Raw genomic sequence first — 13,083 nt, 5'->3', positions numbered from 1 at the left:
CCGGAGCAACGGTGACCGCCACGAAGGCCCCCACCCCACCCCCGTCGCAGCAGCGCGTCGTGCGCCGGGCGGGGGACCGCATCTTCGCCGGCAGCGCCAAGGGCTCCGGCATCTTCATCCTGCTCGTGCTCGCGGGCGTGGCCGCCTTCCTCATCAGCGAGGCGATCCCCGCCCTCACCGCGCCGGCGGAGGACATCCCGGGCGGCGAGGGCCTGGCCGCCTACATCGGCCCGCTCATCCTCGGCACGCTCCTCGGCGCCGTCCTCGCCCTGATCGTGGCCACGCCGCTGGCGGTGGGCATCGCGCTCTTCGTCACCTACTACGCGCCCCGCCGCATCGCGGCCGGCCTCGGGTACGTGATCGACCTGCTCGCGGCCATCCCGAGCGTCGTCTACGGCTTCTGGGGGCTCGCGGTCCTCGCGCCGGCGCTGGTCCCGTTCCACGTCTGGGCCGCGGACGACCTGGGCTGGCTCCCGTTCTTCGCGGGCCCGGCCTCCACCAGCGGCCGCACGATGTTCACCGTCGGCCTGGTGCTCGCGGTCATGATCCTGCCGATCATCTCGGCCATCTCCCGCGAGGTGTTCAGCCAGGCCCCGGCCCTGCACCGCGAGGCCGCGCTCGCCCTCGGCGCCACGCGCTGGGAGATGATCAAGATGGCGGTGCTGCCCTACGGCAAGTCCGGCGTCATCGCCGGCGCGATGCTGGGCCTGGGCCGCGCGCTCGGCGAGACGATGGCGGTGGCCATCGTGCTGTCCGGCGGCGCCGGCGCCACGCTCAACCTGATCAGCAGCTCGAACCCCTCGACCATCGCGTCGAACATCGCCCTGCGCTTCCCCGAGGCCACCGGCCTGGGGATCAACACCCTGATCGCCAGCGGCCTGGTGCTGTTCGTCATCACCCTCGCGGTCAACATGCTCGCCCGCTGGATCGTCAACCGGCGCGCCGACTTCTCCGGAGCCAACTGATGAGCACCTCCACGCAGTCGACGCTGCAGGTCGCCCCGGAGCCGTCCGGCCCGGTCCCCCGCCGCTCCCGCCTCCCGCGGTTCGCCCCGCTGGGGCTCTACGCCGCCGGGATCGCGGTCGGGGCGCTGCTGTCGGCGCTCACCGGGTTCAGCGTCGCGCTCACCGTCATCTACGGCGCCGTCCTGGGCACGCTGGCCGTGTACGTCGGGTCCCGGGTCGTCGAGGGGTCGCGCAAGGCCTCCGACCGGCTCGTCACCGCGCTGGTGACCACGGCCTTCGCGATCGCGATGATCCCGCTGGTGTCGCTGGTCTACACGGTGCTCGAGAAGGGCCTGGCGCGCTTCGACGCCGCCTTCTTCACCAACTCGATGTTCCGGGTCGTGGGCGAGGGCGGCGGCGCCTACCACGCCATCTTCGGCACGCTGGTCATCACCGCGGTGACCGCGGTGATCTCGGTGCCGATCGGCCTGCTGACCGCCATCTACCTCGTCGAGTACGGCACCGGCCGGCTGAAGAAGGCGATCACCTTCTTCGTCGACGTCATGACCGGCATCCCGTCGATCGTCGCCGGCCTGTTCGCCTTCGCGCTGTTCACGCTGCTGTTCGGCAACGACGTCCGGCTCGGCCTCATGGGGTCCGCGGCCCTCTCGGTGCTCATGATCCCGGTCGTCGTCCGCTCCTGCGAGGAGGTCCTCAAGCTCGTCCCCAACGAGCTGCGGGAGGCCAGCTACGCCCTGGGCGTGCCCAAGTGGCGGACGATCGTCAAGGTCGTCCTGCCGACCGCCGTCGCCGGCCTCGGCACCGGCATCACCCTCGCCGTGGCGCGCGTGATCGGCGAGACCGCGCCGCTGCTCATCACCGTCGGCCTGATCACCGGCACGAACCTCAACCCGTTCGACGGGCGCATGGCGACGCTGCCGGTGTTCGCCTACTACCAGCTCACGCAGCCGGGTACCGACACCCAGGCGTTCCTCGACCGGGCCTGGACGGCGGCACTCGTCCTCATCATCCTGGTGATGGTCCTCAACGTCGTGGCCCGCCTGATCAGCCGCTTCTTCGCCCCCAAGACCGGTCGCTGACCGACCCCGACCCGGAGGATCCCCCCGTGGCCAAGCGCATCGAGGTCTCCGACCTCAACATCTACTACGGCAACTTCCTGGCCGTGGAGGGCGTGAACGTCTCCATCGAGCCGCGCAGCATCACCGCACTGATCGGGCCGTCGGGCTGCGGGAAGTCGACCTTCCTGCGCTCGCTCAACCGCATGCACGAGGTCATCCCCGGTGCCCGCGTCGAGGGCAAGGTCGTCATGGACGGCCAGGACCTCTACGGCGCCGACACCGACCCGGTCGACGTCCGCCGGCAGATCGGCATGGTCTTCCAGCGGCCCAACCCGTTCCCGACGATGTCCATCTACGACAACGTCATCGCCGGCAACCGGCTCAACAACAAGCGGATGAAGAAGGCCGAGACCGACGAGCTGGTCGAGCGCTCGCTGCGCGGCGCCAACCTGTGGGACGAGGTCAAGGACCGGCTGGGCCGCCCCGGCTCGGGCCTGTCGGGCGGTCAGCAGCAGCGGCTGTGCATCGCCCGCGCGATCGCCGTCGAGCCCGACGTGCTGCTCATGGACGAGCCCTGCTCGGCCCTGGACCCGATCTCCACGCTGGCCATCGAGGACCTGATGACCGAGCTCAAGGAGCGGTTCACCATCGTCATCGTCACGCACAACATGCAGCAGGCGGCGCGGGTGAGCCAGTCCACCGGGTTCTTCAACCTCAACGGCGTGGGCCAGCCCGGCCGGCTCATCGAGTTCAACCCGACCGAGAAGATCTTCAGCAACCCCGACCAGAAGGCGACCGAGGACTACATCTCCGGCCGCTTCGGGTGAGGGAGGACCCCTCGTCCCCCGCCGCTCGCGGCGGGACCCTGCGAGGAGGCCACGGACGGCCACGGGCCCGGTCAGCTGCTGACCGGGCCCGTGGCCGTCCGACGTCCGGATCCGGTCCCGTGCCCGCTCGTGCTCTGCCCCCGATGCGGACCAGTGCACGAGTCGCCGGGCGAGGCCCCACCCGGTGGAGCGCCTCGGTCAGCAGCTGACGGGCGTGGCGGGGGCGGCCGTCGTGGAGGGCGCCGCGGGCGTCTCGGGGGCCGGCGCGGCGGCCACGGCCGGGGCGGGGGCCGGGGGCACCTGGACCGGGACGACGCCGGTGTAGCCCGGGCCGAGGACCAGCTGGACGGTGTCGCCGATGGCGTCGCTGGGCTGCAGGACCGCGCCGGGGACGGCGGCGGCGACGGTGCGCGCCTGCTCGACCACCCCGGGGCCGTGCCGGACGACGGTCTGGTTGACCGTGCCGCGCTCGTTGCCGACCTGGCCCACGGCGAAGCCCTGCTGGCGCAGCAGGTCGCCCACGGTCGAGGCCAGCCCGGAGGTGGCGGTCCCGTTGAGGACGTCGACGGTGACGGCGGCCGGCGCCACGGTGAGCGGTTGGGCGGCCGGGCTGGCGGGCGCCTGCTCGGGCGCGGTGGCGGGGTCGGCGGCCGGGGTCTCCGCGGCGGCCGGGTCCGCCGGGGCGGTGGCCGCCGCGGCGACCGGGGTGGCCAGCTCGGCGGGCACGGTGCTGTCCTCGATGACGTCGTCGAACAGCGTGCGGGTGGCGGCGCCGTCGAGCAGCACGTAGGCCTGGTCGCTGCCGGCCGGCACGTAGCCGACCTGCGCCACCGGCAGGCTCGCCCGCTGGACCGCGTCGCCCTCGAGGTCGCCCAGTGCCGAGGCCAGCGTGCGGAGGTCGCCGAGCGTCGTCTGCTCGTCGACGGTGAGCGCGCCGGCGGACCGCGTGAGGAACCGCGTGAGGTCGTAGGTGTTGGCCAGCGTCCCGACGGTCATCGCCGAGCGCAGCGTGGCCGACAGCAGCAGCTGCGTGCGCTCGGCCGCGGCGACCCCCGTGACGTCGGAGCCGGCGTCGCCGGGCGCCAGGTAGCGGCCGACCTGCGCCCCGGTCAGCTCCGACGTGCCGGCCGGCAGCGGGGCGGCCGAGGCGGCGTCGGCGGGACCGGCGGTGGGCAGGCAGACGCTGACCCCGCCGACGGCGTCGACCATCGCCGGGAGGCGACCGAGGTCGACGGCGAGGTAGTGGTCGACGCGCAGGCCGGACAGCTGCTGCACCGCGCGGACCATGCACGAGGGCCCGCCGGCCAGCAGCGACGCGGCGAACGCCTCGGAGACGGGCTCGCGGGCGGCGCCGTCGTCGGTCCGGCAGGCGGGGGTGTCGACCCACGCCGTCGGCGGGACGCTGACCAGGACGGCGCGCTGCTCGTCCGCGGCGACGTGCACCAGCAGCGTGGTGACCGAGGCCGGCCCGTCGGTGCCGGGGAGGTCGGTGCCGACGACGAGGTAGGTGGTCGACCCGTCCTGCAGCTGCGGGGCGATGACCTCCGGCCCCTCGGGGGCGAGGGCGGCGACGCGGGCGATGCTGCGGTCGACGTAGGCGTACAGGCCCGCGTGATAGCCGACCACGAGGCCGAACAGCACGCCGAGGGCCACGGCGGCGCGGACCAGCCGGCGCCGGCCGGGGCTGCGCGGCGGGCGGGGGGCCACGGGCCGCCGGGTGCTGCCGGCGCCGGACATCGCCGGCCCGTCGAGGCCGGGGATCGGCGGGTGCGCGGGGCGGCCGGGCAGCGGCGGGACCGGGCGGGAGTACTGGACGCCCGCCGCCGGCGTGCCGGGCAGCGGCGGCACGGGCGTCGACCAGTGGGTCCCCGCGGGCGGCGTCCCCGGCAGCGGCGGGACGGGGCGGGAGTGCTGCACGCCGGCCGGCGGCGTCACCGAGGCGGGGCGCCGGACGCCCTTCGGCGGGGTGCCGGGCAGCGGCGGGACCGGACGGGAGTACTGGACACCGGCCGGCGCGGCGGGGACCGGCGGCAACCCGCGGCGGGGCTCCTCCGGCGCGGCGGATGGGGGTGCGGCGGCCGGCGGCGCGGCGGCAGTGCCGGGCACGGGCGGCTTCGGCCCGCGGTGCGAGGGCAGTGACTCGCCGGGCTCCAGCGGGATGGGCACCTCACCGGTGCGGCGCGCGGCGCGGCGGCCGGTGGCGCCGCCCTGGCGGGCGAGCAACTGCTCGACGGTCACCGGACCGGGCGCGTCGCCGCCCACGGCCCGGTCGTCCCCCCGCTCGTCCCGCACCGCTGTCGATCCCATCGTCGTGGTCCGCGCCGTCGCTCACCGCACACGCGGCAGCACTCAACGATACGGGCGGAAGGCCGCCTCGACCGGTTGCACGCGGCGTGACCCGCCGGGCGGGTCGCGTATCCGCAGGCCACGACCGGGGGAGGGCGGTCGCGGACGGGCGGGGTCCGGTGCGCGGACGTAGCGTCGGCGCGTGCGGCTGCCCTCGATCCCCGGTCCCTCCGACGTCTTCTCCGCCGTCGAGAGCCTGCGCGACGGCGTCGCCGACGCGCTCGCCCTGGTGCCCCGGGTGGCCGCGGCGATCGGGCGGCTCGAGGGGCTGCTGGACCGCGTCGACGCCGTCGTGGACCGTGCGGAGGGCCTGGTCGACCGGGTCGACGGCGCGGTGACCGCCCTCGACGCGACGCGGCAGCGCGCCGACGAACTGGTCGCCGGCGCCGGGTCGACGCTGCGGGCCGCCGACGCCGCGATCGCCGCGGTCGGCGGGACGCAGCAGAAGGCCGACGCCGCCATCGGCGCCGTCGAGGGCACCCAGCGCCGCGCGGACGCCGCCATCGGCGCCGTCGAGCAGACCCAGTCCCGCGCGGACGCCGCCATCGGCGCCGTCGAGGGCACCCAGTCCCGCGCCGACGCCGCCATCAGGGCCGTCGAGGGCACCCAGTCCCGCGCGGACCGTGCGATCGAGGCGGTCGAGGGCACCCAGCAGAAGGCCGACGCGGCCATCGCGGCGGTGGGCACCACCATCGAGCGGGCGCAGGACGCCGTCGGGCGGGCCGAGAGCGCGGTCGACGGCGCCGAGGGCACGCTCGGGCGGGCGGACGGCGCGGTCACCGCCGCCGAGGGACTGGTCGGGCGGATCGACCCCCTGCTGGCCGGCTACGAGGAGCCCCTGACGCGGCTGGCGCCGTCGGTGCGGCGACTGGCCGAGACGCTCGACCCGCACGAGGTGGAGGCGCTGGTCCGCCTGGTCGACCGGCTGCCGGACGTGGTCACGCACCTCGACGAGACGATGCTGCCGGTGCTGGAGTCGCTGGGCGACGTCGGTACCGACGTGCACGACCTCGTCGACACGATGCAGGACATCCGCGAGGTGGTGAAGGGCTTCCCGGGGTCCAGGCTGTTCCGCCGGCGCGGCCGCGACGAGATCGCCGAGGACGAGAGCGGCGAGGGGGCCCAGGAGCGCACCGGCTCCTGAGCCCCCTCGGGTCCCGCTCGTCCCGCCGGTCAGGTCTCGGTCGGGTACCCCAGCGCGCGGGCGACGTCGCCGATCCGCTCGTACGTCTCGCCCTCGGGCAGCCGGCGCAGCTCGTCGACCACGGCGTCGGTCGCCCGGTGGTCGAGCGCGGCCTCGACCAGCCCCGGCCCGTCGTTCGGGAAGTCGGCCCGCACCAGCCAGCGCGCCAGCTCCGCGCGGGCGACCACGGCGTCCTCGGTCATCCCGACGGGGACGCCGCCGACCAGGGTGCCCGCGGGGTTCGCGGCGATGTCCGGCTCGCCCTCGGCGACCGGCTCGACCTCCCGGAACTCCTCGGCCCGGGTGGCCCGCTCGGCCTTCAGCATCCCCTGGATCTCGTGCTCCAGCTGCTCGTCGAGCCGCGGGTTGTGCTTGTTGCTGCGCGACGACACACCAGCGAACCCGTCGTCCATCTCGCTCACGATCGCCTCCTTGTCCCTGTGACTACTTCTCGTCGAGCGCGGAGGGCTTGTGCACCGCCGTCTTGCCGCTCTTGTCGCTCTCGACCTCGTACTGGGGGTCGTCCGAGCTGGCCTTGACCTTCCGGCCCCCGGCCTCCGTCTCCTCCGTGATCTTCCGGGTGACGGTCCCCTCGGCCTTGCTGCCGTGGCTGTTCCAGGTGACGTGGTCACCCTTCTCGAACTCGTCGGCCATCTCGGACCTCCGTGTCGTCGGGTCGTCCCTCCCCCGTGCCCGGCGTCCGGAGCGCACACACATCGGCACCCGGAGCGACGCAGATCACCCTCCGGAGAGCGGGCGTCACCCGCTCGTGCGGTGGCAGGACGGCCGTCCTCACGTAGCGTGTGCAGTGACGGGGACCGGACGGGCGAACCTCCTGCTGAGAGTTCAGCAGTGGTGACGCTCGGTGAGGTCACCCGTCCTCGATCGCCGGCCCGGTCGACCCCATTCCCCCGGGGTCGGCCGGGTCGGCCCCGTTCCCGGCCCGGTCCCTACGCTCGCCGGCGTGACCGATCCCGCCGGCCCGCCCGCTCCCGCTGACGGGGACCACCTGCCGGGCAGCCCCCGCCCCGTCGACGTCCTCACCGTCGTCTCCGTCACCGACGTCACCCCGTCGGTGCGCCGGGTCGTCCTCTCGGGGACCCCGGCCGCCGTCGCCGCGGCCGGGCCCACGGTCAACCTGCTGGTGCCCCGCGTGGGGGATCCGGAGCCGCGGTGGCCGGCGGTGGCCCGGGACGGCCGGGTCGTGTGGCCGGCCGGGCCGCACGGCGTCAGCCTGCGCAGCTACACCGCCCGCCGCCAGGACCCCGGCCGCGGCGAGGTCGACGTCGACTTCGTGCTGCACGGCGACGGCCCGGCCGCCGCCTGGGCCGGCGCGGCGGCCCCGGGCGCCCTGCTCGGCGTGGCCGGCAGCGGCCCGCTGGGCGACCGGCCGGCCGGCACGCTGCTCCTCGCCGGCGACGAGACGGCGCTGCCGGCCATCAGCCGCATCCTGGCCGCGGCCGGACCGGAGACCGTCGGGACGGCGCTGCTCGAGGTCGCCGGGCCGGAGGAGGAGCAGCAGCTCGCCGCGCCGGCCGGCGTCGAGGTGCGCTGGCTGCACCGCGGCGGCACGCCGCCCGGCGAGAGCACCCTGCTCGCCGACGCCGTGGCCGCGACGGAGCGCCCGGCCGGCGACGACGTCTTCGCGTGGGTGGCCGCCGAGTCGGCCGCCGTCCGGGCGGTGCGGGCCGACCTGCGCGGCCGCTGGGGGCTCGCCCGCGCCCAGCACCACGCCATCGGCTACTGGCGGCGCGGCCGCGCGATGGCGCCCGCCGGCTAGAAGGGCCGCCCTCAGGGAACTCACAGGTAGCGTCCAGGGGGACTGCAGTTCCGCGGCAGAGCCTCGGGGCATGACGACAGCAGCCAGGCGTCCGACGGGAGTTGTCGTGACGGGAGCCCGCACCGCTCGGCCCGCCGCCCCGGAGGCGCGCCTCCTGGTGGTCGACGACGAGCCCAACATCCGCGAGCTGCTCTCGGCCAGCCTGCGCTACGCCGGGTTCGAGGTGGCGACGGCCTCCGACGGCCAGCAGGCGCTGGCCCTGGCCTCGACGTTCCGGCCCGACCTGCTGGTCCTCGACGTGATGATGCCGGGCCTGGACGGCTTCGGCGTCGTCCGCCGGCTGCGGGAGAGCGGCCGGCACACCCCGGTGCTGTTCCTCACCGCGCGGGACGCGGCCGAGGACAAGGTCTCCGGGCTGACCCTCGGCGGCGACGACTACGTGACCAAGCCGTTCAGCCTCGACGAGGTGCTCGCCCGCATCCGGGCGGTCCTGCGCCGCAGCGCCGGCCAGCAGCGCGCCGTCGAGACCAGCCGGCTCACCTTCGCCGACATCGAGCTCGACGAGGAGTCGCACGAGGTGGTGAAGGCCGGCCAGGTGGTGAACCTGTCCCCCACCGAGTTCAAACTGCTGCGCTACCTCATGGCCAACGCCGGGCGGGTGCTGTCGAAGGCGCAGATCCTGGACCACGTGTGGAACTACGACTTCAACGGCGAGGCCAACGTCGTCGAGTCCTACATCTCCTACCTGCGGCGCAAGGTGGACACCACCGAGCCGCGCCTGCTGCACACCATCCGCGGGGTGGGCTACACCCTGCGCCTGCCCCGCGGCGCGTGAGCACTCCCCCCGGTCCTCCTCCCGGAGCGGCGCTCCGCAGCGGTCCCCGACTCCCGCGGGTGCCGCTGCGGATCACGCTCGTCGCGATGCTGCTGGTCCTGGTGACCCTCGCGCTGGTCGCCACCGGGGTGACGGCGACGTCGCTGCTCAAGCGCTACCTGGTCGCCCAGCTGGACCAGCAGCTGGAGAGCACGCTGCGCGAGACGGCCGGCTCCCAGGACTACCTCACCGACTGCCTGTTCGGCAGCCGCCAGCGCTACCTGGCCCCCGACACCTACGTGGCCTGCCTGATCCCCGGGGACGCGGAGCCGGTGGTCCTCTCCGGCCCCGACGACGAGGACGCGCTGCCCGCCCTCGACGCCGACGACGTCGCCGCGATCGCGGCCCGCGCCGCGGCCCCCGGCGGCCCGCCCCAGGACGGCGGCCCCGGCCGGTCGCTCGCGCAGACGGTGGCCTCCGGCGACGGCGACACGTCCTGGCGGGTCACGGCCGCGGAGCTGCGCGGCGGGCTGGTCCTCGTCGTCGGCGGGGACCTCGACCGCGACGACCGGGTGATCGCGCGGCTGGTGGCCATCGAGATCGTCGTCGGCCTGGTGGTGCTGGTCGCCCTGGGCGTGGCCGGGTACTGGCTGGTGCGCAGCAGCCTGCGCCCGCTGGCGGAGGTGGAGCGCACCGCGCAGGCCATCGCCGCCGGCGACCTGACGCAGCGGGTGGCGCCGGGCGACGGCCGCACCGAGGTCGGCCGGTTGTCCCAGGCGCTCAACGGCATGCTCGCCCGGATCGAGGACGCGTTCCGCGCCCAGCAGGCCTCGGAGGAGCAGGCCCGGGCGTCCGAGGAGCGGATGCGCCGGTTCGTCGCCGACGCCAGCCACGAGCTGCGGACCCCGCTGACCTCCATCCGCGGCTTCGCCGAGCTCTACCGCCAGGGCGCCGTCACCAGCCCGGAGGAGACCGACCGGCTGATGCAGCGCATCGAGAGCGAGGGCGGCCGGATGGGCGTCCTGGTCGAGGACCTGCTGCAGCTGGCGCGGCTGGACCTGCAGCGGCCGCTGTCCATCGCGCCGGTCGACCTGGCCGAGGTCGCCGGTGACGCCGTGCACGACGCGCGGGTCCTGCAGCCGGACCGGCCGGTCAGCCTGCACCTGGACGACTCGCTCACCGAGGTGCCGGTGGTCCTCGGCGACGAGGCGCGGCTGCGCCAGGTGGTGGGCAACCTGGTGACCAACGCGCTGGTGCACACGCCGGAGACCGCCCGGGTGACCGTCTCGATCGGCGAGGACACCAGCGGCGGCGAGGACGTGGTGGTGCTGCGGGTGGCCGACGAGGGCCCGGGCATGGCGCCCGAGGACGCCGCCCGGGTGTTCGAGCGCTTCTACCGGGCCGACGCCTCGCGCAGCCGCGCCGCCGGTGGCACGGGGCTGGGCCTGTCGATCGTGGCGTCGCTGGTGGCCGCGCACGACGGGGAGGTCTCCCTGGACACCGCGCCCGGCCGCGGCGCGGTCTTCACCGTCCGGCTGCCCCGCTCGGGCCCCGGGCTGCCCCGCGTCCCGGGCGGCGCTCCCGGGGCGGCACCCGGGCCCGCGCCCGCCGGTCCCCGCGGGCAGCCGGCCGGGCCCGCGGGGCTACCGTCCGCGGGTGAGCACTGACAGCGGAGGAGCCCCCTACGACGCGGCGCTGATGAGCGCGGTCGCCGACCTGGGCGACGCCCTGCGCGGCCTGGTCGACGCCTCGGTGCGCACCGCGGTCCCCGCCGCGGACCTGCAGGAGGTCGCCGCGGCGGTGCGGACGGCCACCGGCCGGCTCACCGCCGCCGTCCGCCCGCCGGGGCAGCTGCCGGCGCTCGACGACCCGGTGCGGTTCCGGCGCGTGTACAACCCGGTGGCCGGGGTCGGCAGCGCCTTCGCCCCGCCGCTGCGGCTGCGCGAGGAGCCCGGCGGCGTCGTCGGCGAGGTGTCCTTCGGCCTCGCCTACGAGGGGCCGCCCGGTTTCCTGCACGGCGGGATGAGCGGCCTGGTGATGGACCAGGTGCTGGGTGCGGCCACGATCCGGGCGGGCCTGTGGGGCATGACCGCCCGGCTCGAGCTGGACTACCGGCGGCCCGTGCCGCTGGACACCCCGGTCGTCTGCCGCGGCCGGGTGACCGAGGCCGGCGGCCGCAAGTCGGTCGTCACCGGCACCATCGCGCTCGCCGAGGCGCCGGACCGGCCGCTGGTCGAGGCGCGGGCGGTGTTCGTGCTGCCGCGGGAGGACCTGCGCGCCGAGTACTTCGCGCGGGTCACCGACGCCTCCGGCCGGCACGCCCCGCCCTCGCGTCCCACCGACGCCACGGCCCCGGGAGCCGGGGAGTGAGGGACGTCGAGGTCGCCGCGGCCGCCGCGCGGGCGGCCGCGGACGTGCTGACCGGCCTGCGCTCCGGCGGGCTGACCGGCCGCGCCCTCGGCGACGCCGGCGACGCCGCGGCCCAGGAGGCGATCACCGCCGTCCTCGCCGCCGAGCGCCCCGACGACGTCGTCTTCAGCGAGGAGGCGGCCGACGACCGCAGCCGGCTGGAGGCCGGCCGGGTGTGGATCGTCGACCCGCTCGACGGCACCCGCGAGTACGGCGAGACGGAGCGGTCCGACTTCGCCGTCCACGTGGCGCTGTGGGTGCGCGGGACGCTGGGCGCCGGCGCCGTCGCGCTGCCCGCCGTCGGGGAGGTGCTGGTCACCGACCCGGCGCCGGCCCTGCCGCCGCCGGTGGCCCGACCGCCGCGGATCGCGGTGAGCCGGACCCGGCCGCCGGCGCAGGCCGACGCGGCCGCGGCGGCGGTCGGCGGGGAGCTCGTGCCGCTGGGCTCGGCCGGGTTCAAGGTGACCGCGGTGGTCCGCGGCGAGGTCGACGCCTACGTGCACGCCGGCGGGATGTACCAGTGGGACTCGGCGGCGCCGGTCGCCGTCGCGCTGGCCGCGGGGTTGACCGCGGTCCGGCTGGACGGGTCGCCGCTGCGCTACAACGAGCCCGACCCCTCGCTGCCCGACCTGCTGGTGTGCCGCCCCGAGCTGGCCGCGGACCTCCTGGCCGCCGTGCGCTGAGCGCCGGCCGAGGGGCCGGGCCGGGGGGCTCGACCCCGTGACGGACACTGGTGGGGTGACGACCCCCGACTACCGGCTCACGCAGCTGGAGACGCTCGAGGCCGAGTCGATCCACGTCATCCGGGAGGTGGCCGCCGAGCTCGAGCGGCCGGTGCTGCTGTTCTCCGGCGGCAAGGACTCCATCGTCATGCTGGAGCTTGCCCGCAAGGCGTTCGCGCCGGCGCGGATCCCGTTCCCGGTCATGCACGTCGACACCGGCCTGAACTTCCCCGACGTCCTCGAGTTCCGGGACAAGCGGGTGGCCGAGCTGGGCGTGGAGCTCGTCGTCGCCTCGGTGCCCGACGCGATGGCCCGCGGCCTGGTCCGCGAGGAGCCCAACGGCTCGCGCAACCGGATCCAGACGCCGGTGCTGCTCGAGGCGGTGGAGGAGCACGGGTTCACCGCGCTGTTCGGCGGCGCGCGGCGCGACGAGGACAAGGCGCGGGCCAAGGAGCGGGTGTTCTCCTTCCGCGACGAGTTCGGCCAGTGGGACCCGAAGAACCAGCGGCCGGAGCTGTGGGACCTCTACAACGGGCGCATCCACCTGGGCGAGTCGATCCGGGTGTTCCCGCTGTCGAACTGGACCGAGCTCGACATCTGGCAGTACGTCGCCCGGGAGGGCATCGAGATCCCGCCGCTGTACTTGGCGCAGGAGCGCGAGGTGGTCGAGCGGCAGGGGATGCTCTACGCGGTCAACGAGTTCGTCCGCCCGCGCGAGGGCGAGCGGGTGTTCCGCGAGACGGTGCGCTACCGGACCGTCGGCGACGCCAACCTGACCGCGGCGGTGCGCTCGGAGGCGCGCACGGTGGAGGAGGTCATCGCCGAGGTGGCGGTGACCCGGATGACCGAGCGCGGCGCCACCCGGGGCGACGACAAGGTCAGCGACGCGGCGATGGAGGACCGGAAGAAGGAGGGCTACTTCTAGGAGGGCCTCGGTGCCCCCACGCCCCGGTCCGCCCGGCGCGGGCCCCTGCACCGG

Annotated in this window: 13 protein-coding genes; 10 read left to right on the top strand and 3 right to left on the bottom strand. The window is 75.7% G+C overall.

Going from position 1 to position 13,083, the window contains the following annotated elements; translation table 11 throughout:
* Window positions 1-11: 11 nt before the first annotated feature.
* Genes pstC through pstB form a run of 3 tightly spaced genes read left to right on the top strand, consistent with a single transcriptional unit; the run spans window position 12 to window position 2,850 of the window.
* Entirely contained in the window at window positions 12-965 is a 954-nt protein-coding gene (gene pstC / locus ACFO3M_RS09485; RefSeq protein ID WP_387988336.1) for a phosphate ABC transporter permease subunit PstC, read from the top strand.
* The gene (gene pstA / locus ACFO3M_RS09480) at window positions 965-2,044 is read left to right on the top strand and encodes a phosphate ABC transporter permease PstA (protein ID WP_387988335.1); all 1,080 of its coding nucleotides are present in this window, start codon (window positions 965-967) and stop codon (window positions 2,042-2,044) included. Before pstC ends, pstA begins: the two co-directional genes overlap by 1 nt.
* A 26-nt stretch (window positions 2,045-2,070) precedes the next feature.
* A complete protein-coding gene (pstB, locus tag ACFO3M_RS09475; protein ID WP_387988334.1) occupies window positions 2,071-2,850 on the top strand; it encodes a phosphate ABC transporter ATP-binding protein PstB in 780 nt (259 codons plus the stop codon).
* Between the two features lie 198 nt (window positions 2,851-3,048).
* On the opposite strand, the gene ACFO3M_RS09470 is transcribed toward pstB, so the two are convergent.
* Window positions 3,049-5,142: an LCP family protein gene (locus ACFO3M_RS09470; protein ID WP_387988333.1), complete on the bottom strand. Its 2,094-nt coding sequence runs from the start codon at window positions 5,140-5,142 to the stop codon at window positions 3,049-3,051.
* A 196-nt stretch (window positions 5,143-5,338) separates the two neighbouring features.
* Between ACFO3M_RS09470 and ACFO3M_RS09465 the strand changes: the two genes are divergently transcribed.
* Window positions 5,339-6,340, top strand: a complete 1,002-nt coding sequence (locus tag ACFO3M_RS09465) for a hypothetical protein (protein ID WP_387988332.1) — start codon at window positions 5,339-5,341, stop codon at window positions 6,338-6,340.
* A gap of 29 nt (window positions 6,341-6,369) precedes the next feature.
* Here the strand turns inward: ACFO3M_RS09465 and ACFO3M_RS09460 are convergent, their stop codons facing one another.
* Window positions 6,370-6,792: a DUF2795 domain-containing protein gene (locus tag ACFO3M_RS09460; RefSeq protein WP_387988411.1), complete on the bottom strand. Its 423-nt coding sequence runs from the start codon at window positions 6,790-6,792 to the stop codon at window positions 6,370-6,372.
* A gap of 31 nt (window positions 6,793-6,823) precedes the next feature.
* Complete coding sequence (locus tag ACFO3M_RS09455; protein ID WP_387988331.1) at window positions 6,824-7,033, bottom strand: hypervirulence associated TUDOR domain-containing protein; 210 nt, start codon at window positions 7,031-7,033, stop codon at window positions 6,824-6,826.
* A 310-nt stretch (window positions 7,034-7,343) separates the two neighbouring features.
* Here ACFO3M_RS09455 and ACFO3M_RS09450 point away from each other — a divergent pair, with 310 nt between their 5' ends.
* From ACFO3M_RS09450 to cysD, 6 genes are all read left to right on the top strand, one after another.
* A complete protein-coding gene (locus ACFO3M_RS09450; RefSeq protein ID WP_387988330.1) occupies window positions 7,344-8,159 on the top strand; it encodes a siderophore-interacting protein in 816 nt (271 codons plus the stop codon).
* Window positions 8,160-8,265: 106 nt separating this feature from the next.
* Window positions 8,266-8,994, top strand: coding sequence for a response regulator transcription factor (locus tag ACFO3M_RS09445; RefSeq protein WP_456904131.1), 729 nt, complete (start codon window positions 8,266-8,268; stop codon window positions 8,992-8,994).
* A gap of 59 nt (window positions 8,995-9,053) precedes the next feature.
* Window positions 9,054-10,640, top strand: coding sequence for a sensor histidine kinase (locus ACFO3M_RS09440; RefSeq protein WP_387988328.1), 1,587 nt, complete (start codon window positions 9,054-9,056; stop codon window positions 10,638-10,640).
* Window positions 10,630-11,343, top strand: a complete 714-nt coding sequence (locus ACFO3M_RS09435) for a PaaI family thioesterase (RefSeq protein ID WP_387988327.1) — start codon at window positions 10,630-10,632, stop codon at window positions 11,341-11,343. Before ACFO3M_RS09440 ends, ACFO3M_RS09435 begins: the two co-directional genes overlap by 11 nt.
* The gene (locus ACFO3M_RS09430) at window positions 11,340-12,065 is read left to right on the top strand and encodes an inositol monophosphatase family protein (RefSeq protein WP_387988326.1); all 726 of its coding nucleotides are present in this window, start codon (window positions 11,340-11,342) and stop codon (window positions 12,063-12,065) included. The genes ACFO3M_RS09435 and ACFO3M_RS09430 overlap by 4 nt, the downstream gene beginning before the upstream one ends.
* A gap of 37 nt (window positions 12,066-12,102) precedes the next feature.
* A complete protein-coding gene (cysD, locus tag ACFO3M_RS09425) occupies window positions 12,103-13,029 on the top strand; it encodes a sulfate adenylyltransferase subunit CysD (protein WP_387988325.1) in 927 nt (308 codons plus the stop codon).
* Window positions 13,030-13,083 lie beyond the last annotated feature (54 nt).

Source organism: Geodermatophilus arenarius (assembly GCF_042654585.1).
In the GTDB taxonomy this organism is placed as follows: domain Bacteria; phylum Actinomycetota; class Actinomycetes; order Mycobacteriales; family Geodermatophilaceae; genus Geodermatophilus; species Geodermatophilus arenarius.
Note: the sequence above shows the minus strand (reverse complement) of the source record. Positions and strands in the feature narration are given on the sequence as shown.